Annotated in this window: 18 protein-coding genes; 11 read left to right on the top strand and 7 right to left on the bottom strand. The window is 66.0% G+C overall.

What is annotated here, in order from left to right; all coding sequences use genetic code 11:
- Positions 1 to 354: 354 nt before the first annotated feature.
- On the top strand, positions 355 to 1,005 hold the full coding sequence (locus tag AC1DR7_RS16895) for an SCO family protein (protein WP_256774612.1): 651 nt from the start codon (positions 355 to 357) through the stop codon (positions 1,003 to 1,005).
- Complete coding sequence (asd, locus tag AC1DR7_RS16900; protein ID WP_256774611.1) at positions 1,002 to 1,844, top strand: archaetidylserine decarboxylase; 843 nt, start codon at positions 1,002 to 1,004, stop codon at positions 1,842 to 1,844. Before AC1DR7_RS16895 ends, asd begins: the two co-directional genes overlap by 4 nt.
- Positions 1,845 to 1,879: 35 nt before the next feature.
- On the opposite strand, the gene AC1DR7_RS16905 is transcribed toward asd, so the two are convergent.
- Positions 1,880 to 2,143, bottom strand: coding sequence for a ribonuclease E inhibitor RraB (locus AC1DR7_RS16905; protein ID WP_478076567.1), 264 nt, complete (start codon positions 2,141 to 2,143; stop codon positions 1,880 to 1,882).
- Positions 2,144 to 2,263: 120 nt separating this feature from the next.
- A complete protein-coding gene (locus AC1DR7_RS16910) occupies positions 2,264 to 3,874 on the bottom strand; it encodes a transglycosylase SLT domain-containing protein (RefSeq protein WP_457320890.1) in 1,611 nt (536 codons plus the stop codon).
- Positions 3,875 to 4,008: 134 nt separating this feature from the next.
- Here AC1DR7_RS16910 and AC1DR7_RS16915 point away from each other — a divergent pair, with 134 nt between their 5' ends.
- The gene (locus AC1DR7_RS16915; RefSeq protein WP_478076568.1) at positions 4,009 to 5,514 is read left to right on the top strand and encodes a helicase HerA-like domain-containing protein; all 1,506 of its coding nucleotides are present in this window, start codon (positions 4,009 to 4,011) and stop codon (positions 5,512 to 5,514) included.
- Between the two features lie 55 nt (positions 5,515 to 5,569).
- Positions 5,570 to 6,085 carry a transcription elongation factor GreB gene (greB, locus tag AC1DR7_RS16920; RefSeq protein ID WP_478052946.1) on the top strand — a complete coding sequence of 172 codons (516 nt, stop codon included), beginning with the start codon at positions 5,570 to 5,572 and terminating at the stop codon, positions 6,083 to 6,085.
- A gap of 137 nt (positions 6,086 to 6,222) precedes the next feature.
- On the opposite strand, the gene AC1DR7_RS16925 is transcribed toward greB, so the two are convergent.
- Together AC1DR7_RS16925 and rimO are read right to left on the bottom strand one after the other, a co-directional pair.
- On the bottom strand, positions 6,223 to 7,056 hold the full coding sequence (locus tag AC1DR7_RS16925) for a DUF3025 domain-containing protein (protein WP_457320871.1): 834 nt from the start codon (positions 7,054 to 7,056) through the stop codon (positions 6,223 to 6,225).
- Positions 7,053 to 8,417 carry a 30S ribosomal protein S12 methylthiotransferase RimO gene (gene rimO, locus AC1DR7_RS16930; RefSeq protein WP_256774604.1) on the bottom strand — a complete coding sequence of 455 codons (1,365 nt, stop codon included), beginning with the start codon at positions 8,415 to 8,417 and terminating at the stop codon, positions 7,053 to 7,055. The genes AC1DR7_RS16925 and rimO overlap by 4 nt, the downstream gene beginning before the upstream one ends.
- 204 nt (positions 8,418 to 8,621) lie before the next feature.
- On the opposite strand from rimO, the gene AC1DR7_RS16935 reads away from it, so the two are divergent.
- From AC1DR7_RS16935 to AC1DR7_RS16945, 3 genes are read left to right on the top strand one after another with little or no spacing between them, the layout of a single operon-like run.
- A complete protein-coding gene (locus AC1DR7_RS16935; protein ID WP_457320867.1) occupies positions 8,622 to 9,293 on the top strand; it encodes a dienelactone hydrolase family protein in 672 nt (223 codons plus the stop codon).
- The gene (locus AC1DR7_RS16940) at positions 9,290 to 9,712 is read left to right on the top strand and encodes an HIT domain-containing protein (RefSeq protein ID WP_256774602.1); all 423 of its coding nucleotides are present in this window, start codon (positions 9,290 to 9,292) and stop codon (positions 9,710 to 9,712) included. The genes AC1DR7_RS16935 and AC1DR7_RS16940 overlap by 4 nt, the downstream gene beginning before the upstream one ends.
- Before the next feature lie 15 nt (positions 9,713 to 9,727).
- Positions 9,728 to 9,895: a LiaI-LiaF-like domain-containing protein gene (locus tag AC1DR7_RS16945; protein ID WP_019182647.1), complete on the top strand. Its 168-nt coding sequence runs from the start codon at positions 9,728 to 9,730 to the stop codon at positions 9,893 to 9,895.
- Positions 9,896 to 10,122: 227 nt separating this feature from the next.
- Here the strand turns inward: AC1DR7_RS16945 and dcd are convergent, their stop codons facing one another.
- Entirely contained in the window at positions 10,123 to 10,695 is a 573-nt protein-coding gene (gene dcd, locus AC1DR7_RS16950; protein ID WP_038687170.1) for a dCTP deaminase, read from the bottom strand.
- Between the two features lie 178 nt (positions 10,696 to 10,873).
- A complete protein-coding gene (gene apbC / locus AC1DR7_RS16955) occupies positions 10,874 to 11,731 on the bottom strand; it encodes an iron-sulfur cluster carrier protein ApbC (protein ID WP_256777716.1) in 858 nt (285 codons plus the stop codon).
- 556 nt (positions 11,732 to 12,287) lie between these two features.
- Between apbC and AC1DR7_RS16960 the strand changes: the two genes are divergently transcribed.
- A complete protein-coding gene (locus tag AC1DR7_RS16960; protein ID WP_256774600.1) occupies positions 12,288 to 15,230 on the top strand; it encodes a TonB-dependent receptor plug domain-containing protein in 2,943 nt (980 codons plus the stop codon).
- A 78-nt stretch (positions 15,231 to 15,308) separates the two neighbouring features.
- Complete coding sequence (locus AC1DR7_RS16965; protein ID WP_457320994.1) at positions 15,309 to 17,351, top strand: alpha/beta hydrolase family protein; 2,043 nt, start codon at positions 15,309 to 15,311, stop codon at positions 17,349 to 17,351.
- Positions 17,352 to 17,420: 69 nt separating this feature from the next.
- Here AC1DR7_RS16965 and AC1DR7_RS16970 read toward each other — a convergent pair whose 3' ends face one another.
- Positions 17,421 to 19,019 (bottom strand): phytoene desaturase family protein, encoded by a 1,599-nt coding sequence (locus AC1DR7_RS16970; protein ID WP_478051618.1) that lies wholly within the window; start codon positions 19,017 to 19,019, stop codon positions 17,421 to 17,423.
- Positions 19,020 to 19,249: 230 nt separating this feature from the next.
- Here AC1DR7_RS16970 and AC1DR7_RS16975 point away from each other — a divergent pair, with 230 nt between their 5' ends.
- Both AC1DR7_RS16975 and AC1DR7_RS16980 read left to right on the top strand, forming a co-directional pair.
- Positions 19,250 to 21,361: a M13 family metallopeptidase gene (locus tag AC1DR7_RS16975; RefSeq protein WP_478051619.1), complete on the top strand. Its 2,112-nt coding sequence runs from the start codon at positions 19,250 to 19,252 to the stop codon at positions 21,359 to 21,361.
- Between the two features lie 142 nt (positions 21,362 to 21,503).
- A complete protein-coding gene (locus AC1DR7_RS16980) occupies positions 21,504 to 23,513 on the top strand; it encodes a M13 family metallopeptidase (protein ID WP_457321434.1) in 2,010 nt (669 codons plus the stop codon).
- Positions 23,514 to 23,880: the final 367 nt, after the last annotated feature.

Consider the following 23,880-nt stretch of genomic DNA (forward strand, 5'->3'; position numbering starts at 1 on the left):
TGCTCTTCCCCTGCTCTTCCCCTGCTCTTCCCCTTGCTCTTCCCCTGCTCTTCCCCTGCTCTTCCCCTGCTCTTCCCCTGCTCTTCCCCTGCTCTTGCCCTGCCTTGTCCCAATGGGCACCAGCCAACTGTCAAGCGTCGGCATGGGTGGGGTTGCGGGGCCCTTGCGGCGCATGGATGCGCCGCAGGAGCTTACARGGACGTACTTGCWGCGTGCCCCGCAACCCCACCCRTGCCGGCGCCGCCTCCGATCGCTGCACCAAGGCTTCGGCTTCGGCTTCGGCTGCGGCCCAAAAAACCCAACAGCGCCGCCACCACCCCTATCATGGTGGCCCCTTCCGGGAACGGGCTTTCCATGTTCAATCGCAACGCAGGCATCATCTTGCTCATCGCGCTGGCCGCCGGCCTTGGCCTGGTCGCCGCGCAGAAAGTGTTCGCGCCCACGCCGACCAGCGACCGGCCCGCCACCGAATCGATCACCTTCTACCCCCAGCCGCGCCCGCTGCCCGACTTCAACCTTGGCCAGTCCGACGGCACCCGCCTGATCCCCGGCGAGCTCAAGGGCCACTGGACCCTGGTCTTCCTCGGTTTCACCTTCTGCCCCGACGTCTGCCCCACCACCCTGGCCGACCTTGCCAAGGCGCAGAAACAATGGGAAGCCCAGCCCGAATCCCTGCGCCCGCGCCTGGTGTTCATCTCCGTCGATCCCGAGCGTGACACCCTCGCCCGCCTCGGCGAGTACGTGCACGCCTTCCACAAGGACACCCTGGCCGCCACCGCCGATGTGCCCTCGCTGGAGCGCTTCGCCACGTCGCTCGGCTTCGTCTTCCAGAAAGTACCCGGCAAGCACTTCGACGAGAATCCCGAGGACTACACCCTCGAGCACTCGGCCAGCCTGGCCGTGCTGGACCCGGAGGGCAGGCTTGCCGGCCTGATCCGCCCTCCCTTCAATGCGCAGGCCATTGCCCGCGACCTGCAGATGCTGACCGAGAAGACCGCACCATGAGCCTGACCACCACGCTGAGCTACGTCCTGCCGCACCGTCTGCTGTCCTCGATGGCGCGACGCCTGGCGTATTCCAGCAACCCGCGGATCGCGCGCTGGCTGATCGACACCGTCACCGAGAAGTTCGGCGTCAACCTCGCCGAAGCGGCCAACCCCGATCCGCGCAGCTACGCCACCTTCAACCAGTTCTTCACCCGTGCGCTCAAGCCCGGCGCCCGCGTACCGTCGTCCGATCCGCGCACGCTGGTGATGCCCGCCGACGGCCGCATCAGCCAGCTCGGCGCGATCGAAGACGGCCGCATCTTCCAGGCCAAAGGCCAGTCGTTCACCGCCGCCGAGCTGCTCGGCGACGCCGCCGATGCCGAGGTCTTCCGCCACGGCCTGTTTGCCACCGTGTACCTCTCGCCCAAGGACTACCACCGCGTGCACATGCCGTGGACCGGCACCCTGCGCGAGACCGTGCACGTGCCCGGGCGCTTGTTCAGCGTCGGTCCGGCGGCGGTCAACAAGGTGCCGGGGCTGTTTGCGCGCAACGAGCGCCTGGTCTGTCACTTCGATACCGACTTCGGCCCGATGGTGTCGGTGATGGTCGGTGCGCTGCTGGTGTCGGGCGTGGAAACGGTGTGGGGTGGCGAAGAGATTCCCGCCTACGGCGACACCATCACCCGCAAGGATTACCGCGGCAAGGGCATCACGTTGGAGCGGTTCGCGGAAATGGCGCGCTTCAATTACGGCTCCACGGTGATCGTGCTGCTGCCGCCGGGCGTGGCCGAGTTCGCCCCGCATCTGGATGCCGAGCACGCCGTGCAGCTGGGGCAGGCGCTGGCCACCTTGAAGTAACCGGTGGTGCCGGCCGCTGGCCGGCATTGCAGKCATTACGGGGCGTCCAGCGAGGCCTCGGTGTGCACTTCGGCGCGCTCCACGTGYAGCACGTGATACGGCGCTTCGCCTTCTTCCAGGTCCGGCTCGAAGATCTCCACCAGCGTGTAGCCCAGCTCGACCAGCTTTTCCGACAGGCCGGTCAGCGGCTCCGGCGTGGTGTTGACGAAGAAGTAGCCCCACAGCATCGGGCCGTTGAGGTCCCAATCGGTGTTCTCGCGGATGTTGGCGAACATCTCGTTGATCGCGGTGATATCCATCTTGCTGTCCTGTATGCGTGTACCTGAGGGCCGCGGCGAAACGCCACGGCCGGCGATGGATGTGCTGTGGCGCGGGGGCCGCAGGCGTGATGCCGGCAGCCTACCCGATCCGGCCCGCGCTTACCTGTCGCAGCCCTGCAGCTTGAGCACCTGGCCCTGCTTGAGCGCGTACGCCGGGGCCTTGAGCCCGTTGGCGCGCGCCAGTTCACGCACGTCGCACTGGAACTTGTCGGCGATCGCGCCCAGCGTCTGGCCCTTGCCCACCTTGTGGCTGCGTACCGGCTTGGCCTTGGCCTTGGGCTTGGCGGCCGGGGTGGCCACCGGTGCGATCGGCGTGGCCGCCACTGCACTGGCCTGGACCTGCGTCACCGGCACCACACTGCCCACCGCCACGTTGCCGGTATAGCTGGCCACGCTCGGGCGCACGATCGCCGCGTTGAGGTCGGCGGTGATCAGCGTACGGGCCAGATCGGCGCGCGGGCCGCTCACGCAATAGCGGTTGTACAGCCCGGCGATGCGGGTGGTGGCGTTGATCGTGGTGCCCGCCGGGATCCAGCCGTCGGCTTCGTAACGCGGATTGAGGTTGCGCAGCGCGCGCATGTAGCCATCGCGGGTGCCGGCGCTGCCCAGGCAGATGGTCAGCTCGTAGATGGTGGTGGACTTGGCCAGGCGGATGGTGGCCGGCTGCGCGCTGATCTTCGGGAACTCCACGCCGTACTGCTGCGGGTGCAGGTAGATCCACGCCGCGGCGATCACCATCGGCACGTAATCCTTGGTCTCGCCGGGGAACTGGTTGTAGACGCTGTCGGTCCAGAAGCTCTGCCCGGCGCTCTGCTTGAACACGCGCGCGGCACGGCCCTCACCGCCGTTGTAGCCGGCCAGCGACAGCTCGACGTTGTTGTTGAGCTCGCGCATGCGTTCGTTGAGGTAGGTGGCACTGGCCTCGGCGGCACTGCGCGCGTCGAAGCGGGTGTCAAAGCCGGTGCCGTCCGGCCCCAGCCCGAAGCGACGGCCGGTGGCGGGCATGAACTGCATCAGCCCGGCCGCACCGGCGCGCGAGGACGCATGCACGCGGCCGTTGGATTCCTTGGCCATGATCCCGAACAGCAACGCTTCGGGCAGGCCGCGCTTCTCCCACTCGGGCCACATCACCGCGCGCAGGTTCTGGTAGTTCTCGTAGGTGGTCATCAACGCCGGGCGCATGTCGGTCAGCCAGCGGCGGATGCCGGCCTGCACGGCCGGGTTGTACTCGACCATGCTGTCGAAGGCGTGGCGCTTGTCATTGAGCAGCGCTGCGGCGCGTGCCGCCTCAGGCACGTCGGCAGCCAACGGCCCGGTGTGGTCCGGATCGGCTTCGAGCAGGCCGCCATCGCTGGCCAGTTCATCGCCTTCGCTGTCGCGGGTGTCGGCATTGTCCTTGAGCAGGCGCTTGTAGGCCGGCAGCATGTTGCTCACCTGGCAGCCCTTCTGGGCCACGCAGGCGCTGATCACGTCCTCCATGTCCTCCAGCGCGGCGTCGCCTTCGTTCTTGCCCTTGGGATCGGCGTTGGCCACCAGCACCAGCGCGGCGCGGTAGCGCTTCTCGGCCGCGGCCATGCGCTGCTCCAGCGCCTCGACCTTGACCCGATCACGCGCGGAAACCCGCTGGGCATGTGCCTCTGGCACGAATGACAGCATTGCAGCCAGCGCCAACAGCGGCCAACCACGGACAAGCAAGACAGGAACGGGCATTTTTGGCACTGTGTGCGAAAGATGGGGCAGAGTAGCCGCGCCGCTTGCATCGGGGCAACCCGCCAAGCGACCCGGCCTGCGCCGACGTTTAGAATCCTGCCCATTCACATAGCACCTCCACAAGCGAGTTGACCATGGATCCGATCCTGCTCGGCAAAGGCATCACCGACGATATCGCCGTGACCCTGCAACCCCGCCTGGGCAACCGCCACGGCCTGGTGGCCGGCGCTACCGGCACTGGCAAGACCGTCACGCTGATGACCCTGGCCGAMGGTTTCTCGCGGATCGGCGTGCCGGTGTTCCTGGCCGATGTGAAGGGCGACGTGGCCGGCCTGGCCGTGGCCGGCGCGGGCACCGAGGCGCTGCTGCAGCGCGCCGCCGAGATCGGCGTGACCGATTACGCGCCTGCCGCCAGCCCGACGGTGTTCTGGGACCTGTACGGCAAGCTCGGCCACCCGGTGCGCACTACCGTCAGCGAAATGGGCCCGACCCTGCTGGCGCGCATCCTGGAACTCAACGACACCCAGTCCGGCGTGCTCGACATCGTGTTCAAGCTGGCCGATGACCGCGGCCTGCTGCTGCTCGACCTGGACGACCTGCGCGCCCTGCTCGGCCTGGTCGCAGAAGAGCGCAAGGACATCTCCACCGAATACGGGCTGGTCAGTGCGCAGAGCGTGGCGGCCATCCAGCGTTCGCTGCTGCGCCTGTCGCAGGACGGCGGTGAAGCGTTCTTCGGCGAGCCGGCGCTGGAACTGGCCGACATCATGCGCGTCAACCACGATGGTCGTGGCGTGATCGGCATCCTTGCCGCCGACCAGCTGGTGCTCAAGCCCCGGCTGTATTCGACCTTCCTGCTATGGCTGTTGTCCGAACTGTTCGAGACGCTGCCGGAAGTGGGCGATCTGGACAAGCCCAAGCTGGTCTTCATCTTCGACGAAGCGCACCTGCTGTTCGACGATGCGCCACCGGCGCTGGTCCAGCGCATCGAGCAGGTGGTGCGGCTGATCCGCTCCAAGGGCGTGGGCGTGTACTTCTGCTCGCAGTTCCCCGATGACGTGCCGGCCAACATCCTCGGCCAGCTGGGCAACCGGGTGCAGCATGCGTTGCGCGCGTTCACCCCGCGCGACCAGAAGGCAGTAAGGACCGCAGCGGAAACCTTCGTGCCCAATCCCAAGCTCGATGTCGCCGCCGTACTGGCCAAGCTGGGCACCGGCGAGGCGCTGGTGTCCACGCTGCAGGACAAGGGCATTCCCTCACCCGTGCAACAGACCCAGATCGCGCCGCCGCGCTGCCGGATGGGCGCCATCACCGAGGCCGAACGTGCGCAGGTGCGCGCTGGCAGCCCGGTCGGCACGCGCTACGACGCTGCGATCAACCGCGAATCGGCGGCGGAACTGCTGGCCCAACGCGCGCAGAAGTCGGTCGCACAGGCCGATGCCCCTGCCGCGCGGACGCGTCAGCAGGACGAGGCGCAGGAAGGCGGCTTCGGCCAGTCGATCAAGGATGCGATCTTCGGCACCAAGCGCCGCCAGGGCATGATCGAGACCATGGCCAAGCAGACCACGCGCACCGTGGGTACCAAGCTGGGCAACCAGATCGTGCGCGGCCTGCTTGGCGGTATTTTCGGCGGCAAACGTTGATACTGCGTGTCGCGCCGTCGGGCGCGGCACCTTTCCAAGAGCACAGACAGACCTGATGTCGCGTTGGCGTCCCCCTGCGGAAAAGAGTACGGCCCTGATCACCGCACAGGGTCACCAGCGGCTGAAAGTCGAACTGGACGACCTGTGGCGCGTGCGCCGCCCGGACGTGGTCAAGGCACTGGCAGCCGCCGCGGCCGAAGGCGACCGCTCGGAGAACGCCGAATACACCTACCGCAAGAAGCAGTTGGGCGAGATCGACCGCCGCGTGCGGTACCTGACCAAGCGGCTGGACGCGCTGCGCATCGTCGACCAGCCGCCGACCGACCCGCAGGCGGTGTTCTTCGGGGCATGGGTGGAACTGGAAAACGTGGACAGCGGCGAGGTGAGCCGCTATCGCATCGTCGGTCCGGATGAGACCGACGCGCCGACGGGATGGATCAGCATCGATTCGCCGCTGGCGCGGGCGTTGTTGAAAAAGCGCGTGGATGACGCGTTTGAGGTGGAGCTGCCGAGCGGGCGCCACGGCTTTGCGATCCTGGCGGTGGAGTACCCGACCGGCGAAGGCCGGTAGCACGGCCAGCCGGGCATGGCCCGGCTCTACCGCCTGCGATCGTTGCCGCGCTGCGCGCGGCTAGCCGGGCATGGCCCGGCTCTACCCGCCTGCGATCATTGCCGCGCTGCGCGCGGCCAGCCGGGCATGGCCCGGCTCTACCCGGTTGATGGCGCGGGATAGTTCCTTCCCGCGCGCGCGGGGCGGAAATACCCGGCCTGCTGGTAAAACGCGGCATCCTGGCCTGCATGCCAGCCGGGGATGCCCATCAGCGGGAGCGGCCGCAGCTCCAGTGGATCGCTGAGGAGGCGTCCGCGCTCGATCAGCGCCGCCACCTGCGCGACAGCGCGCGCGTCATCATCGCCCTGCACCACCACACCTTTGCCTACCAGCAGCCGCCCGGGCGACAGCGCCTGTTCCATCAACGCATGGCCGATCACGGCCGCCACCGCGATGTCGCCCTCGCGCCATGCGCCTGCCCCGTCGACGAACAGCGCCGACCAGTCATGCCGGTCCCATGCCTCCAGCAGCGCCGGATCGCGCACGCGCACGATCACGCCGGTTTCGTCGAACTGGGTCAGCGCCGCCTGCGCACGGTTGCGCTGCCCGGAAGGCATCGCCGCGATGTGGCGGCACTGCTGCTTGTTGAGGGCCTGCTTGATGGCCGGGTAGCGCGCCCAGATCAGGGCGTTGAACAGGTCGTGCCAGTTGTCCGCACGCGTGGCGATCTGGCCACGTTCGGCAATGCGCACTTCGTAATGCAGGCCGTCGGCCAGCAATGCCGCGTCCTGTTCGACCAGATGCCGGTGCGGCAGGCAGAGGCGTGCGTCGAGCATCCGGACGCTCGGCCAGTCGGCCGCCGTCAGCAGATCCTGGACCTCGCGCAGCCCTGCGTAGAGYGGCTGCGCGAAGCACATCGCGTCCACCGCAGCACGCGGCGGCGCGACGAAGCGGCGGCGACCGCCGGTCTCGGCGGACGCCGCGGCGGTCACAACACCTGCAGGTCGAACGGCTTGCGCGCGCCGGCAACGATGATCGCGTCACCGAACAGATCGTGGTCGTCGCTCTCGGTGATGTCGACATCGACGAACTGACCCACGCGCAGCTTGGCCTCTTCGGCGTTCTGGATATGCACCAGCCCGTCGATTTCCGGCGCGTCGGCCTTGGAGCGGGCCACCGCGATGCCGTCCTCGATCGCATCGACCAGGCACTGCTGCACGCTGCCGATCTTGGATTCCAGGCGCGCGGCGGAGATCTCCGCCTGGCGTTCCATGAAGCGGGCCAGTCGCTCCTGCTTCACTTCCTCAGGCACCGCACCGGGCAGGTCGTTGGCGGTGGCGCCGGTGACCGGCGAGTAGGCGAACGCGCCGACGCGGTCCAGCTGCGCCTCGTCCAGGAACGCCAGCAGCTCTTCGAACTCGGCATCGGTCTCACCGGGGAAGCCGACGATGAAGGTCGATCGCACGGTGATGTCCGGGCACAGCTGGCGCCAGCGCTGCACGCGCTCCAGGGTCTTGTCGACCGCACCGGGGCGCTTCATCAGCTTGAGGATGCGCGGGCTGGCGTGCTGGAACGGAATGTCCAGGTACGGCAGTATCCGGTTTTCGGCCATCAGCGGCACGATCTCATCCACGTGCGGGTACGGGTAGACGTAATGCATGCGGGTCCAGGCATCCAGTTCGGACAGGCCTTCGCACAGCGCCTTCAGCCGTGTCTGGTAGGCCTTGTCGCGCCACATGCGCTCGGCATATTTCACATCCACGCCATAGGCCGAGGTGTCCTGCGACACCACCAGCAGTTCCTTCACCCCACCGCGCACCAGCCGCTCGGCTTCGCGCAGCACCTCATCGACCGGACGCGAGACCAGCTTGCCGCGCATCGAGGGAATGATGCAGAAGCTGCACTTGTGGTTGCAGCCTTCGGAAATTTTCAGGTAGGCGTAGTGGCGCGGGGTCAGCTTGATGCCGTAGTCGGGCACCAGGTCCACGAACGGATCGTGCTTGGGCGGCAGCGCGGCATGCACGGCTTCCATCACGCTCAGGTAGTCCTGCGGGCCAGACACGGCCAGCACGTTCGGATAGGCCTCGCGGATCTGCTCCGGACGCTTGCCCAGGCAGCCGGTGACGATCACCTTGCCGTTGGCGTTCATCGCCTCGCCGATCGCGTCCAGCGACTCGGTCACGGCCGAATCGATGAAGCCGCAGGTGTTGACCACCACCACATCGGCCGAATCGTAGGAGGGCACGATGTCGTAGCCCTCGGACCGCAGCTGGGTGAGGATGCGCTCGGAATCGACGAGGGCCTTCGGGCAGCCAAGGCTGACGAAACCGACTTTGGGGTTCAGCTGGGACATGGAATCGCGGGACTCTGGGGGCCTGGGCCCATGCCGGAATGGCGTGGGGACCTGGGGCCGGAAACGGCGGCAAGTATACCGGCGTTGCGGGCCACGCCCTGAATCGCGTTCGGCCGATGCCGCCAGATCCGGCACCGCCCCTGACATCGCGCTAACCCGCCGGGACCGGATAATGAACGCATGAACCAACAGGAGTCCTGCATCATGGGTGAGTGGGTCACGCTCGATACGCATCACGGTCCGGTCCGCGCCTGGCAGGCCACCCCGGACGGCAAGCCTCGCGGCGGGCTGGTGGTCATCCAGGAGATCTTCGGGGTCAACCCGCACGTGCGCGAGGTCGCCGAAGGCTTTGCCGCCGCCGGTTACGCGGTGCTGGCGCCGTCGTTCTTCGATCTCATCGACGGGGTGGACGCCGATCCGGACGCCCTGCCCTACGACCCGGAGGGGGTGAAGCAGGGGCTGGAACGGGTCAATGCGCTGGGGGTGGAGAAGGCGCTGGAGATCGTCCGCGCCGCCGCGTCCCGGCTGGCGCCGGCCGGCAAGGTTGGCACCGTCGGCTATTGCTGGGGCGGCAGCATCGCCCTGCTCTCGGCGCTGCGACTGGGCCTGCCGTCGGTCAGCTACTACGGGGCGCGCAACGTGCAGTTCCTGGATGAGACGCCCAAGGCGCCGGTGATGTTCCACTTCGGCGCGCAGGACAAGAGCATTCCACCAGAAGCCATCGCCGCCCACCGCCAGAAGCTGCCGCAGATGCCGACGTTCGTGTACCCGGCCGACCATGGCTTCAACCGCAGCGTCGGACATGCGTATGATCCAGACAGCGCCGCCCTGGCGCTGAAACGCACCCTGGACTTCTTAGCGGAGCATCTTGGATGAGCGAGTTCGAACTGGATTCACGCCTGGCCACCGATAGCGTTCTGGTAGCAGAAGGGCCGTTGTCCCAAGTGCGGTTGATGAACGACGAGCGGTACCCGTGGTTGATCCTGGTGCCTCGATTGGCCGGCATCACCGAGTGGATCGACCTCGATGGCGATCAGCAGGACAAGCTGCGCACGGAGTTGAACCGGGCGTGCAAGGCGCTCAAGGGCACCGATGGCGTGGAGAAGATCAACATCGGGGCGCTGGGCAACATCGTGCGCCAGCTGCATTTCCACGTGATCGGCCGCCACGTCGGCGATCCGGCCTGGCCGGGACCGGTCTGGGGCCAGGGTCAGGCGCACCGTTACGATCCGGAGGTACTGACCCAACGTGTCGCGCTGTGGAAGGAACGGCTAGGATATTCGCCCCAGCCCTAACGGACCCTGCCCCTGATGCGTTCCAACCTCGTCGCTGCCATCGTCCTGATCCTCGTCGGCCTGTTCCTGCTGGCCAGCAATCTCGGTTGGACCAACATGAACATGGGGAAGCTGATCCTCACCTGGTGGCCGGTGGTGCTGGTGGCGGTGGGCATCGGGCTGCTGTTCGGCCGCGGCAAGTAGAGCGGACCGTTGGTCCGCTGCTTTTGGTCCGCTGCTTTCCGGTTACCCTGCCGCACTCGGACCAAGCCACAAAAAAGCGCGGAGTACTCCGCGCTTTTTTTGTGGTCGCCATCATTGATGGGTAACGGTAACCGCAGAGGCAGCCGACCAACGGTCGGCTCTACCAGGCCGGGACGCCGCARCACGCCCGGGGATTGATCAGGTGCGCCGCGCCACCCGCGTGGTCATCAGGTCCGCGGCAGGGTGACGCCGGTCTGGCCCTGGTACTTGCCGCCGCGGTCCTTGTAGGAGGTCTCGCAGATATCGTCCTTGTCGGCCTGGAAGAACAGCATCTGGGCCACGCCTTCGTTGGCATAGATGCGCGCCGGCAGCGGCGTGGTGTTGCTGAATTCCAGGGTCACATGCCCTTCCCACTCCGGCTCCAGCGGCGTCACGTTGACGATGATCCCGCAGCGCGCATAGGTGCTCTTGCCCAGGCACACCACCAGGGTGTCGCGCGGGATGCGGAAGTACTCCACCGTGCGCGCCAGCGCAAAACTATTCGGCGGGATGATGCACTCGTCGCCCACGATATCCACGAAGCTGCCCGGGTCGAAGTGCTTGGGATCGACGATGGTGGAGTTGATGTTGGTGAACACCTTGAACTCGCGCGAGCAGCGCACGTCATAGCCGTAGCTGGAGGTGCCATAGCTGACGATGCGCTGGCCGTTGGCCTGCTTGACCTGGCCGGCTTCAAACGGCTCGATCATCGCCTGCTGTTCGGCCATCTGACGGATCCAGCGGTCACTCTTGATGCTCATGGGGGGTCCTGGGTGCGATAAGGAACGGCACCGCCAACGGGCGCCCGGGCCACGATTCTAAACAGCCACCCCGGCCGCGACCAGCGGCGACTGCCACCCGCTGCCCTGCCCCTGATGCGACAAGGCCCGGCAGTGCCGGGCCTTGTGCCGTGCCGACCACGATCGTGGCGGCAATGACTCAGATCAGCGAGGACAGGATCGGGATGCTGGCGCGCGGGCGCTTGGCCACTTCCTCGATCAGCCGCTGTGCGGCGTGCACGTAGGCCTGCGCAGCCAGCGATGCCGGCGCGGCAGCGGTAATCGGCGTGCCGGCATCGCCCTGCTCGCGGATGCCGATTTCCAACGGCAGCGAGCCCAGCAACGGCACCCCGTACTGCGCGGCCATGCGCTCACCGCCGCCCTCGCCGAACAGATGCTCCACCTGGCCGCAGTTGCTGCAGGTGTGCACGGCCATGTTCTCCACGATGCCCAGCACTGGCACCTCCACCTTCTCGAACATCTTCAGCGCCTTCCTCGCATCCAGCGTGGCGATGTCCTGCGGCGTGGTGACGATCACCGCACCGGCCAGCGGAATCTTCTGGGTGAGGGTCAGCTGGATGTCGCCGGTGCCCGGCGGCAGGTCGATCAGCAGGTAATCCAGATCGTCCCAGAGGGTGTCGTTGAAGAACTGCGTCATCGCCGAGGTGGCCATCGGACCGCGCCAGATCATCGGCGTCTCGTCCTCGATCAGGTAGCCGATCGACATGGTCTCCACGCCGAACGCGCGCATCGGCTCGATCGACTTGTTGTCCGGACTCTCCGGACGACCACTCAGGCCCAGCATCGCCGGCACGCTGGGGCCGTAGATGTCCGCGTCCAGCAGACCCACGCGCGCACCGAGGCTGGCCAGCGCCACCGCCAGGTTCACCGCCGTGGTGGACTTGCCCACCCCGCCCTTGCCCGAGCCGACCGCGATCACGTTGCGGATGCGCGGATGCGGGCTGAGACCCTTCTGCACCTGGCTGGCGTGGGGGCGACGCGTCTGGCTGCTGCTCACTGCATGACTCCGGGGAAAACGCATGGAACCGGTGACTATACAACCTTGTCCGACGCCGATCCCTGTTTGTGCCGCCCGCACAACGGTGCCGGTTGGCTGCACTCGGAGACGACCGTAGAGGGTGGTGGGCCCCTCTGACCAGCGCGCGCTGGTGACCGGTGACAGGGTTTTGAGCCGCGTTGACGGACCGCATCCAGGGATGGCGCTCGCACCTGAAACTGAATGAAAATCGAACGATTTTCATGTCCTCGTCAGAGGCAGGCCACGATTACTCGTCGAAATAATTTCAAATGAAACAAATATATCGTCTATCAATCAATCACTTGCGCCGAAAACGATCCTCTCAACCCTCCTTTGCCTACCCTGTCTCTATGACCTCTTGATGAATGCTTGACATCCAATGTTAAGCCCGTGTTAACCTCGCGTCATCGGCTTGTGAAGCTGATTGCGGGAGGGGCATAGATGCTCCAGTCCCGTTCCAAGGCACAGGGAGACGCCAGGGGTGCAATGCCGCCGGTGTTTTACGCAAACGCTAGTTCAAGGGGATCCAAACATGATGAATCGCAAGTCGCTCAGCCGGAATCCGCTGAGCTTCGCACTGGCTACGGCCGTGCTGTTCACCGCAGGCACGCCGGCCTTCGCCCAGAGCGCAGATCAGGTGCAGGGCAAGTCTGCCGAAAAGACCGCCGCCACCAATCTTGAAGCCGTCACCGTGACCGGCTCGCGCATCAGCCGCGACGTGTTCAACTCGGTGTCGCCGGTTCAGGTCATCACGCGTGAAGAGACCACCCTGGCGGGCTTCCAGTCGACCGCTGGCGTGCTGCAGAGCACCGGAATCACCGCTGGTTCGGCGCAGATCAACAATGCGTACGGCGGCTACGTCACCAACGGCGGCCCTGGCGCCAACACCGTGGGCCTGCGTGGCCTCGGCCCGACCCGCACCCTGATCCTGATGAACGGCCGCCGCATCGCACCGGCCGGTTCGCGTGGCTCGGTCGGCGCGACCGACCTGAACGTGCTGCCCGACGCCATCGTCGATCGCGTGGAAGTGCTGAAGGACGGCGCTTCGTCCGTCTACGGCTCCGACGCGGTCGCCGGCGTCATCAACATCATCACCAAGAGCAAGATCGACGGCGTTACCTTCGAAGCGCGCCAGACCGCCACCGATGGCGGCGGCGGTGAAGAGCGCCGCTATGCGATCGTTGCCGGCAAGACCGGCGCCTCCGGTCACATCTCCGGCTCGTATGAGTACTACAACCGCGACGCACTGAGCCTCAACGACCGCGACTGGACCCGTTGCAACACGGACTACCGCCGCGCTGCCAATGGCGGCCCGTGGGGCAGTGGTGACACCATCGATCCGCTGACCGGTCAGCCGAAGTGCTATCCGATCACCGGCACCGGCTCCAACGGCGTCACCATCAACACCATCGGTACCCAGAACCTGACCGGCGTTGCCGCCGCAGGGGCGCGGGGCACCACCTTCAACCGTTGGCGCCCGAATTCGGCGATCAGCACCGGCCTGGTCGGTTTCGAAGGCGTGGGCGGTGGCCAGACCACCAACAGCAACATCCGCGACACCTTCGATCCCCGCACGCTGAACCGCTCGCTGATCTCCGGCGCCGAGACCCATACCCTGTTCCTGCAGGGCGGCCTGGACCTGGGCGTGATGGGCGACGCCGAAGCGTACTTCGAACTGCTGGGCAGCCGCCGCGAATCCGATCAGATCGGGTATCGCCAGCTGTCGCTGGACTACCTGCGCGGCAGTCCGCTGATCCCGGCCAACCTGGCTTCGTCCAACTTCGGTGGCGGCGTGGGCGTGCGCGCCTTCATCGGCTACGGCAACGACAAGAGCTCGCAGAAGGTCGACTTCTTCAAGGGCACTGCCGGCCTGCGCGGCCACGTGACCTCGACCTGGGACTACGACTTCTCCCTGAGCAGTTCGCGTTCCGACGCCGATTACACCATGGAGTCGTTCCTCACCGACCGCCTGGGCAAGAGCCTCAACGTGGTTGCCGACGGCGCAGGTGGCTTCCGCTGCGTGGACGTTTCCGATGGTTGCGTCGCCGCTCCGAGGTTGACCAGTGCAGTGGTCGGCGGCCAGCTGCCGCAGGCATGGCGCGACTACGTGTTCGTGCCCGTCACCGGTAACACGCTGTACACCGAAAGCACCGCAAACGTGTCCTTCAGCGGTCCGCTGTTCTCGCTGCCCTACGGCGATGTGCGCGCTGCGGTCGGTGCCGAATACCGTCGCGCGAAGATCGACGACACCCCGTCGATCGATTCGATCAACGGCAACCTGTACAACCTCACTTCGTCCACCCCGACCCGGGGCAAGGACTCGGTGAAGGAAGTCTTCGGCGAGCTGGAGATCCCGGTGCTGTCCGGCGTCACCGCGGCCGAAGAACTTACCTTCAACGTGTCTGCACGCTGGACCGATTACCAGTCCTACGGTTCGGACCACACCTACAAGATCGGCGGCCTGTGGACCCCGGTGAAGTGGGTGTCCTTCCGTGCGTCCTACGGCACCTCCTACCGCGCTCCGGCGCTGTTTGAACAGTTCCTTGGTGCCACCAGCGGCTTCCTCAGCAATCAGTTCGATCCCTGCAACACGTACGGCAACGATCCGGGTACCACGCTGGCGCGCAACTGCGCATCGGAAGGCCTGGCACCTGACTTCCAGGCCACCCAGTCGGTTACCGTGCTGCAGGCCGGTGGCGCCGAGGCCGGCCTGAAGGCTGAAACCTCGAAGAACTTCACCGGCGGCATCGTGCTGCAACCGGAGTTCTCCTCGGCAGTCGGCAACTTCTCGCTGGCCGTGGACTACTTCAACATCGAAGTCAGCAATGGCGTGGCGCGTGCGGGCGGCTCCAACATCCTGGACCTGTGCTACAACAACCCGGACTTCCGCGCCGGCGGCGGCTTCTGCCGTCTGATCGACGAACGCAATCCGCTGAACGGTCAGCTGACCGTACATGACAGCTACGTCAATCTGGCAACGGACAAGGTGCGCGGCCTGGACTTCACGTTGCGTTACACCCGTGACCTCGGCCCGGGCAGTCTGCGTGCGACCGCACAGGTCACCCGTTTCCTTGAACAGTCCAACAAGCTGTTCAAGGACGACGAGCTGATCGACTACAACGGCAACCTGAACACCCCGGACAAGTCGGGCACCCTCGACGTGGTCTATACCTGGAACAAGTGGAAGTTCCGCTATGGCCTGGACTGGGTCAACAAGATGCAGAGCTACGACTACTACGAGCTGGACAAGGAAACCTCGATCTACAAGTTCGACGTGCCGAGCTACTTCCTGCACGCGCTGTCGACCGAATACACCGGCGACAAGTGGTCCGTCACGGCCGGTGTGCGCAACCTGCGCAACGAGGAGCCGCCGATGATTTCGTCGGGCGCCCTGAATCGCGTGGGCAATGCCCCGTTGTACAGCGGCTATGACTACGTCGGCCGCACCTACTTCGTGAACATCAGCAAGAGCTTCTGATCGTGGGATGAAGCCGCCGCCCTCCCGGGCGGCGGTTTTTTTTTGCCTCTTCCAACAGTCCAGGAAGGAACAGCCTCCATGCACCTCAACGCTTTGACCGCCAGCGTACTGGCGATTGCACTGGCGATGCCGCTGGTGAGCCATGCCAAGCCCACACCCCCCAGCATCCAGCAGCTCGCCGCGTTCCCACAGGTTTCCAGCCTCTCCCTCTCACCCGACGGCCGCTACCTTGCCGGGCTGCAGGCCAAGGGCGAGGAACGCGTCATCCTGGTCTGGAAAACCGATGCACTCGATCAGGCCCCGACGGTGATCGGCGCCGGACGCATGAAGTTCCAAGGCGTTACCTTCATCAAGAACGGACTGCTGGCGGTAACGCTCTGGCAGCCCTACGACCTGCGCCAGGACAGCGTCACCAAGACCTTCATCAGCAAGTTCTTCATCACCGATATTGAAGGCAAGCAGTGGAAGGAACCCATTGCACCGCCGCGCGTGACCAGCCGCAACGAGGAACTGGAGCAGGCGCTCTCCAATTCGACCGTACTGGATACGCTGCCCAACGACCCGGACCACATCCTGGTGGTCAACGGTTCGGGCAGCAATTCCGGTGACGTCTACAAGGTCAATGTGCGCGACTTCACCGCGCAACGTATCCAGAAAACCGAAGAGCGCGTGGCCGGCTACATCACCGACCTGGACAGCAACCTGCGCGCGCGCCTGCGCCAGGACCTGGATGGCAACGGCGCCTACATCGCCACCGAGTTCCGCAACCCGCAGACCAACACCTGGGAGCAGCACTTCCGTTCCTACGTGAAGGACCGCGACGTCAACCAGGTGATCGGTTTCGCCAACGACGCCAACATCGCATTCGTATTGAGCAATGTTGGACGCGACAAGTCGATCGTGTACGAGTACGACATCGCCGCGCGCCAGCAGAAGGAAGTGTTGTTCGAGCACAAGTACTTCAACGCCAGCGGTCTGGAAATGAATCGCTTCAAGGGGGTGGAAGGCCTGCCACTGGGCGAGATTCTCGGGGTGGACTACAGCGGCCCGCTCGGCTATGACGTGGAGTGGACCTCACCGCGACTCAAGGCGTTGGACCTGGGCCTGCGTCAAGCGCTGGGAATCACCCAGACACCGCTGCGGCTGGTCGATCTGGCTACCGGCCAGAGCGCTACCACCAACTACGATACGGGTCGCAACCTGCGGCTGGTCGATCACACGGCGGACCTGAAGACCGTGGTCGTCGTCGTGTCCGGTCCGTCCAACCCGCCGGAGTACTACCTGTTCCACAACGGCAAGCTGACACTGTTGGCCAAGTCCTACCCGGACGTGGACCCTGCGGCGCTCGGCGATACCCGCCTGGTGTACTACAAAGCCCGCGATGGACTGGACATTCCCGCCTTCCTGACCACGCCGAACGTCGAGATGTGCGGTGCTGGCCCATGGAAGGCGGTCGTGCATCCGCATGGCGGCCCGTGGGGGCGCGACAACCTTGGTTTCGATGGATCCATGTGGGTGCCACTGATGGCATCGCGCTGCATGGCAGTACTGCGGCCACAGTTCCGTGGCTCGGCCGATTGGGGCCGCCAGCTCTGGATGGCCGGTGATGCCGAATGGGGCCAGAAGATGCAGGACGACAAGGATGACGGCGCCAGGTGGATGATCGACCAGAAGATCGCGCAGCCTGGCCACATCGCCATGTTCGGCTTCTCCTACGGTGGCTATGCCGCGTTCGCAGCGTCGGTGCGTCCGAATGGACTGTACAAGTGTGCCATCGCCGGCGCCGGCGTGTCGGACATCAAGAAGATCTGGGCACGGTTCTACACCAATCCCTTCTTCCGCCAGGCGCAGGCCAAGACCGTGGACGGGCTCAACCCGCTGGACAAGGCGGCAGAGATGAAGATTCCGCTGATGGTCTACCACGGCGATCGCGATCAGACGGTGCCCATCGAGCAGTCCGAGTGGTTCGTGGCCAAGGCCAAGAACTCTGGCCAGCCGGTGGAGTACCACGCCATTGCCGACTACGCACACGGCCCGGCGTGGACCCGCAAGATCATGGGCGACCAGCTCCAGTTGATCGATGATTACCTCGGCAAGGGCTGCGGCGGCGGCGGTCTCTGACCCCAGCGCCACGCAGCGACGCAACACGCATCGGCCACGCAAGTGGCCGATGTCGTATGTACGCTAAGGTCACCCGCGCAGGATCACCTGCGCGGCATTGTGCCCGGGCGCTCCGGTCACACCGCCACCGGGATGCGCGCCGGCGCCACACAGATACAATCCCGGCAACGCCCCCCGATAATCGGCCTGCCCCACCATAGGCCGCGCGCTGAACAGCTGGTTGAGGCTCAGCGCGCCATGGAAGATGTCGCCGCCGATCAGGCCGAAGATGCGTTCCAGATCCAGCGGACTCAACACCTGACGCCCCAGCACCGACGCCGCAAAGCCCGGCGCGTGCTTCTCCACCGTGGCGATCATCAGATCCGCCACTTCCTCGCGATGATCGTCCCAGCTGCGTCCATCCGGTAAGTGGGGGGCCACGTGCTGGCAGAACAGGCTGGCCACGTGCTGGCCGGGCGGTGCCAGCGAATCGTCCAGCGTGCTCGGAATCAGCATCTCCACGATCGGCTCGTGCGACCACCCGTGCGCGCGCGCGTCCTGAAAAGCGCGATCCATGTAGTCCAGCGACGGAGCGATGATGATGCCCCCGGTCAGGTGGTCGCCTGGCCCCGGCAGCACGCTGAAATCGGGCAGGCGCGAGAGCGCCACGTTCATGCGGAACGTGCCCGAGCCACAGCGCCACTGCGCCATGCGTTCGCGGGTGGCGACGGGCACTTCCTCCGGCGCCAGCAGCTGTTCGTACAACAGTTTCGGATTGACGTTGGCCACCACCGCGCGTGCACGGATGTGCTGGCCATCCAAGGTTTCAACACCGACCGCCCGACCGTTTTCGACAAGCACACACGCCACGCCCGCATCCACCCGGATGCTGGCACCGGCGGCCGTCGCCGCGCGCGCCATCGCCTGGGTGATCGCGCCCATGCCGCCGATCGCGTGGCCCCAGGCGCCTTTGACGCCGTTGCTCTCCCCAAAGGCGTGGTGCAGCAGCACGTAGGCCGTGCCGGCCGCATAAGGGCTGGCGTAGTTGCCCACCACGCCATCGAAACCGAACAGCGCCTTGATCGCATCGCTTTCGAACCAGCGGTCCAGGTACTCCGCCGCAGAGATCGTGAACAGGTCCAGCAGTTCCTGCTGCAGTGCCGGGCTGAGCGACTGCAGCTGGCGGCCCAGCCGCGCCGCGCGCCACAACGCAGGCAGCCGTCGAAGCCAGCCTCCCTCACCTACGTTCGGCGGCGCCTGCAAGGCCAGCGCACGCAGCACATCGGCAAACACCTCCAGACGCTGCTCATACAACGGCAGGCGTTCGGCATCGCGTACTGAAAAACGGCGTACTTCGGCTTGGGTGATCCCCCTGCCCGCCAAGAGATACTGTCCCGACGGCAGCGGCAGGAAATTGTTGATCCGCCGGGGAACCACGCGCAGGCCGTGCGCGGGCAGGTCCAGGTCTGCGATGACCTTGGGCTGCAGCAACGACACCGTGTAGGAGGCCACCGAGTTGCGGAAGCCGGGGTGGAACTCCTCGGTCACCGCCGCGCCACCGACCACCCCGCGCCGCTCCAGCACCAGTACCCGCCGGCCGGCACGCGCCAGGTAGGCGGCGCAGACCAGGCCATTGTGGCCGGCGCCGATGATGATCGCGTCCCAGGTCTGCGCAGAAGGGTTTGTCATGACGCTCTATATATACCCGCCCCGAGCAGCCTGTCGCGCCCGCCGTCGGCCTTTGCCGGTGCGGGTGTCACAGCGTGCCGGATCCGGCCGACCACCCGGTGAAGGTGCGGCTTGCCAACAGCCATGACCTTCGACACCCTTGCAGGTCGAGCCAGCGGCGTATCGTCTGGCCCACGGCTCCCCTGTGGGGGGCCATCCCCCGATGCATTCAGGCCTGGAGGCCAACCCACGTGATCCGCACTCCCAAGATCGTCCTGCTGACCCTGGCCGTTTCGGCCGCGCTGGTCGGCTGCGGCAAGAAAGACACCCCGGCTGCGGACACCGCGGCCTCCGCCGCCGCGCCGACCGCCACCGCTGCGGCCACCGAGTACAAGCTCGACGACAGCAAGCTGCCGGCCTACAACGCCTTCCACCCGTCCGACCTGGACACCACGATGGACGCCTGCGGCGCCTTCGGCGACTACGTCAACAGCAAGTGGCTGGCGGCCAATGAAATCCCGGCCGACCGCACCAGCTGGGGCGCCTTCACCATCCTGGACGAGCGCTCGGTCGCCGTGCAGCACCAGCTCGCCGAGCAGGTCGCGGCGGTCAAGAACCCGAACGGCATCGAGAAGATCGTCGGCGACTTCTGGGCCACCGGCATGGATGAAGCCAAGATCAACGCCCAGGGCATCGAGCCGCTCAAGGCCGACCTGACCGCCATCGACGGCCTCAAGGACAAGGACGCCATCGCCACCTACCTGCGCACCAGCGCGGCCAAGGGCGACAACGTGCTGTTCGGCTTCGGTCCGGAAGCGGACTTCAAGAATTCCAGCATGAACCTGGCCTACGCCAGCCAGGGTGGCCTGGGCCTGCCGGACACCACTTACTACACCGACGCCAAGAACGCCGACAAGCTCAAGGCCTACCAGGCCCACGTGGCCAAGGTGCTGGAACTGTCCGGCGTAGCCGCCGCCGACGCGGCCAAGCAGGCCGCGGACGTGGTCAAGTTCGAAACGCGCCTGGCCAAGGCCTCCAAGTCCAGCGCCGAGCTGTCGCGCGATGTCTCGCTGTTCTACAACCCGGTCACCGTGGCCGACGCCGACAAGCTGACCCCGAACTTCAGCTGGACCGAGTTCTTCAAGGCCCAGGGCATTGCCGCGCCGGAGAAGTTCTCGCTGGCCATTCCGTCCTTCCACCAGGAAGTGAGCAAGGCGCTGGGCGATACCGATCCGTCGGTGTGGCGCGCCTACCTGCGCTTCCACACCGTGGACAGCGCCTCGCCGTACCTGGCCGACGCGTTCGTGCAGGAAAACTACGACTTCTACGGCAAGACGCTGAACGGCCAGAAGGAAATGAAGCCGCGCTGGAAGCGCGTGCTGGGCACCATCGAAAACGATGCCGGCGATGCGTTCGGCCAGCTGTACGTCAAGGTCGCCTTCTCGCCGGAAGCCAAGGCCAAGATGGAAGAACTGGTCAAGAACCTGGCCGCCGCGCTCAAGGAGCGCATCCAGGGCCTGACCTGGATGAGCGATGAGACCAAGGCCAAGGCGATCGCCAAGTGGGAAACCTTCACCCCGAAGATCGGCTACCCGGACAAGTGGCGTGACTGGAACGGCCTGACCACCGGTCGCGACAGCTACCTCGGCAACGTGCGCGCAGCGAACGAATTCAACTACAAGTTCGCCCTGTCCAAGATCGGCAAGCCGGTGGACAAGACCGAGTGGGGCATGACCCCGCAGACGGTGAACGCGTACTACAACCCGCTGCAGAACGAGATCGTGTTCCCGGCCGCGATCCTGCAGCCGCCGTTCTTCGATCCCAAGGCCGACGACGCGCTCAACTACGGCGGCATCGGTGCGGTGATCGGCCACGAAATGACCCACGGTTACGATGACCAGGGCAGCCGCTTCGGGCCGACCGGCAACATGGAAGACTGGTGGAGCCCGGCCGACAAGAAGAACTTCAGCGGCTTGACCGACAAGCTGGTCAAGCAGTTCGATGGCTACAAGGTGGACGGCCAGGCCGTCAACGGCAAGCTGACCCTGGGCGAGAACATCGCCGACCTGGGCGGCGTGGCGACCGCCTACGACGCCCTGCAGAAGGCCACCGCCGGCAAGGAAGATCCGAAGATCGACGGCTTCACCCGCGATCAGCGCTTCTACTTCAACTGGGCCACCGTGTGGCGCACCAAGTACACCCCGGAGAACGCCAAGGTCCGCCTGGCCACCGATCCGCACGCCCCGGCGCAGTTCCGCGCGATGGGCGCGCCGTCGAACCTGCCGACCTTCGCCGCGGCGTTCCAGTGCAAGGCCGGTTCGCCGATGGTCCGCGCCGGCGACCAGCAGGTCGTAATCTGGTAAGCCATCGCGCCACCGCGTGAGGTGATGCAGGCAAAGGCCCGGGATTTCCCGGGCCTTTGTTTTTGGGGCCGCCGCCCATCACGCTCTTTTCGCTTTGCTTGGTACACTCGCGCGATCCCAATCCACACTGGATTCGCTTTACATGTCCAACCTCCGTCCGCTCGCCATTGCCCTGGGCCTGAGCCTGGCCTCCCTGGTCATCGCACACGATGCGCACGCTGCGCCGAAGAAGAAGGCCGCACGTGCGCCGGCGGTCAGCGCGCAGTGCAGCGACTTCTACGATGCCACCAACGCCAACTGGCTCAAGGCCAACCCGGTACCGCAGACCGGTGCCACCACCGCCCTGGGGCAGCTGGCCGACCGGACCCGCCAGCAGCAGCGCGAGCTGCTCGATGCATCGATGAAGACCCCGCTGGGCAACGTGCAGAAGCTGCTCGGCGACTTCTGGGCCAGCGGCCTGGATGAAGCGGCCATCGAAGCCGATGGTTCCAACCCGATCGCCCCGTTGCTGACCCGCATCAACGCGATCAAGAAGGCCAAGGACGTTCCGGCCTCGATCGCCGCCCTGCACCAGGTCGGCATCCCGGTGGCCTTCAACTTCGCCCCGGACGTGGACCTCAAGGCGCTCGACCGTCACATCGGCTACTTCATGCAGGGCGGCATGGGCCTGCCGGACCCGGCGTTCTACACCCGCACCGATGCCGACACCGTGGCGCTGATGGGCCGCTACCGCACCTACGTCAAGCAGATCCTGGCCCTCACCGGCACCCCGGCGGCCAAGCTGGATGAAGAGTCGCAGGCGGTGATCGCGCTGGAAACCGAGCTGGCGCGCAACGCGCAGTCGCTGGCCGGCATCAACAACCCGTTCAACAACTACGCCCCGATTTCCACCAAGGACCTCACCAGCCGCTATCGCAACCTGCAGCTGGATGCGTTCCTGAAGGTCCAGGGCGTCAACGACGACCTGGTCTCGCTGGCCGATCCGGCGCTGTTCAAGCAGCTCGACGGCATGGTCACCAAGATCAAGCCGGACCAGTGGAAGGCCTACCTGCGCTGGCGCGTGGGCGATGCGATGGCGCCGTACCTGTCCAAGGCCTACCGCGATGCCGAGTTCGAATTCCGCGGCCGGGTGATCCGTGGCGAGACCATCGCCCCGGCGCGCTGGGAACAGACGCTGGATGCGATCAACGTCGCTGCCGGCCCGATGCTTGGCCGCGAGTACGCCAGCCGCTATCTGTCCGCCGATGATCGCCGCCAGGCCGCAGTGATCGTCGACAAGATCCGTGAAGTGCAGATCGACGCGGTCAAGCGCAGCACCTGGATGAGCGCCGAAGCCAAGACCGAAGCGCAGGCCAAGCTGGCCGCGCTGAAGATCGAGATCGGTACGCCGCTGCGCGACCTGGATTACAGCGTGCAGCCGATGGGCCGTGGCAGCTTCGGCGGCAACATGCTGATCGCCTCGACCTGGCGCCACCGCGAAGAAATGAAGCGGATCGGCAAGGGCAACGCCGACCGTCGCTGGGACGTGCTGCCGCAGCAGCCGGCACTGGCCTATGACATCGCGCAGAACCGGCTGATCGTCACCGCTGCGGTGCTGCAGAGCCCGGTGTTCAATGCCAAGGCCGACAGCGCCGACAAGTACGGCAGCTACGGCGCGCTGGTCGCCCACGAACTGACCCGTGCCATCGATGCCAAGGGCGCGCTGGTGGATGCCAAGGGCGAGCTGCGCAGCTGGTGGCAGCCGGCCGACAAGACCGCCTGGACGCTGCTCGGCAGCCGCGTGGCCGCGCAGTACAGCGGATACGACTTCCCGGGCGTGAAGGGTGCCAAGGTCAATGGCGAACTCACCCGCGAAGAGAACCTCGCCGACCTGGCCGGTGTGGAACTGGCCTGGGAGGCCTACAAGGCGGTGGACCCGGCGGCCAAGCCGGCCGCGCAGCAGGGCTTCTTCCGCGCCTGGGCCAGCCTGTGGCCGCAGCAGCTTTCGCCCAACGAAGCCGCCCAGCGCCTGACTTCGGACATCCTTGCCCCGGGTCGCTGGCGCACCAACGGCGCGCTGTCCAACCTGCCGGCCTTCGGCGCGACGTTCAGCTGTAAGCCGGGCCAGCCGATGCAGCGCGTGGACAACGACCAGATCAAGGTCTGGCGCTGAGTCTGCGTCAGTGATGAAGTGAGAAGGGCGCCCTTGGGCGCCCTTTTTTTGGTTCTTCGCCGATGTGCGGGACGAGAATGAGCGCGCCTTGACTCTCTCCGGGCGCGGTGGTCGGTGGGTCGGGCGCTGGGTCCCCATGCCCTTTCCGGCGAATGTCCTCCGGCGTCGGCCTGCGGCCGCCCCCTCCCCCTTTATTTCGCCTCCAAGGGCATGGGGACCCAGCGCCCGACCCACCGACCACCGCGCCCGGAGAGAGTCAAGGCGCGCTCATTCTCGTCCCGCACATCGGCGAAGAACCAAAAAAAGGGCGCCCAAGGGCGCCCTTCTCACTTCATCACTGACGCAGACTCAGCGCCAGACCTTGATC

Source organism: Stenotrophomonas sp. P5_A9 (assembly GCF_056400525.1).

Excerpts from the sequence above, each read along its gene's own strand:
- AC1DR7_RS16895 (WP_256774612.1), top strand. The coding sequence starts at position 355 with ATGTTCAATCGCAACGCAGGCATCATCTTGCTCATCGCGCTGGCCGCC.
- asd (WP_256774611.1), top strand. The coding sequence starts at position 1,002 with ATGAGCCTGACCACCACGCTGAGCTACGTCCTGCCGCACCGTCTGCTG.
- AC1DR7_RS16910 (WP_457320890.1), bottom strand. The coding sequence starts at position 3,874 with ATGCCCGTTCCTGTCTTGCTTGTCCGTGGTTGGCCGCTGTTGGCGCTG.
- greB (WP_478052946.1), top strand. The coding sequence starts at position 5,570 with ATGTCGCGTTGGCGTCCCCCTGCGGAAAAGAGTACGGCCCTGATCACC.
- rimO (WP_256774604.1), bottom strand. The coding sequence starts at position 8,417 with ATGTCCCAGCTGAACCCCAAAGTCGGTTTCGTCAGCCTTGGCTGCCCG.
- AC1DR7_RS16935 (WP_457320867.1), top strand. The coding sequence starts at position 8,622 with ATGGGTGAGTGGGTCACGCTCGATACGCATCACGGTCCGGTCCGCGCC.
- AC1DR7_RS16940 (WP_256774602.1), top strand. The coding sequence starts at position 9,290 with ATGAGCGAGTTCGAACTGGATTCACGCCTGGCCACCGATAGCGTTCTG.
- AC1DR7_RS16945 (WP_019182647.1), top strand. The coding sequence starts at position 9,728 with ATGCGTTCCAACCTCGTCGCTGCCATCGTCCTGATCCTCGTCGGCCTG.
- dcd (WP_038687170.1), bottom strand. The coding sequence starts at position 10,695 with ATGAGCATCAAGAGTGACCGCTGGATCCGTCAGATGGCCGAACAGCAG.
- AC1DR7_RS16960 (WP_256774600.1), top strand. The coding sequence starts at position 12,288 with ATGAATCGCAAGTCGCTCAGCCGGAATCCGCTGAGCTTCGCACTGGCT.
- AC1DR7_RS16965 (WP_457320994.1), top strand. The coding sequence starts at position 15,309 with ATGCACCTCAACGCTTTGACCGCCAGCGTACTGGCGATTGCACTGGCG.
- AC1DR7_RS16970 (WP_478051618.1), bottom strand. The coding sequence starts at position 19,019 with ATGACAAACCCTTCTGCGCAGACCTGGGACGCGATCATCATCGGCGCC.
- AC1DR7_RS16980 (WP_457321434.1), top strand. The coding sequence starts at position 21,504 with ATGTCCAACCTCCGTCCGCTCGCCATTGCCCTGGGCCTGAGCCTGGCC.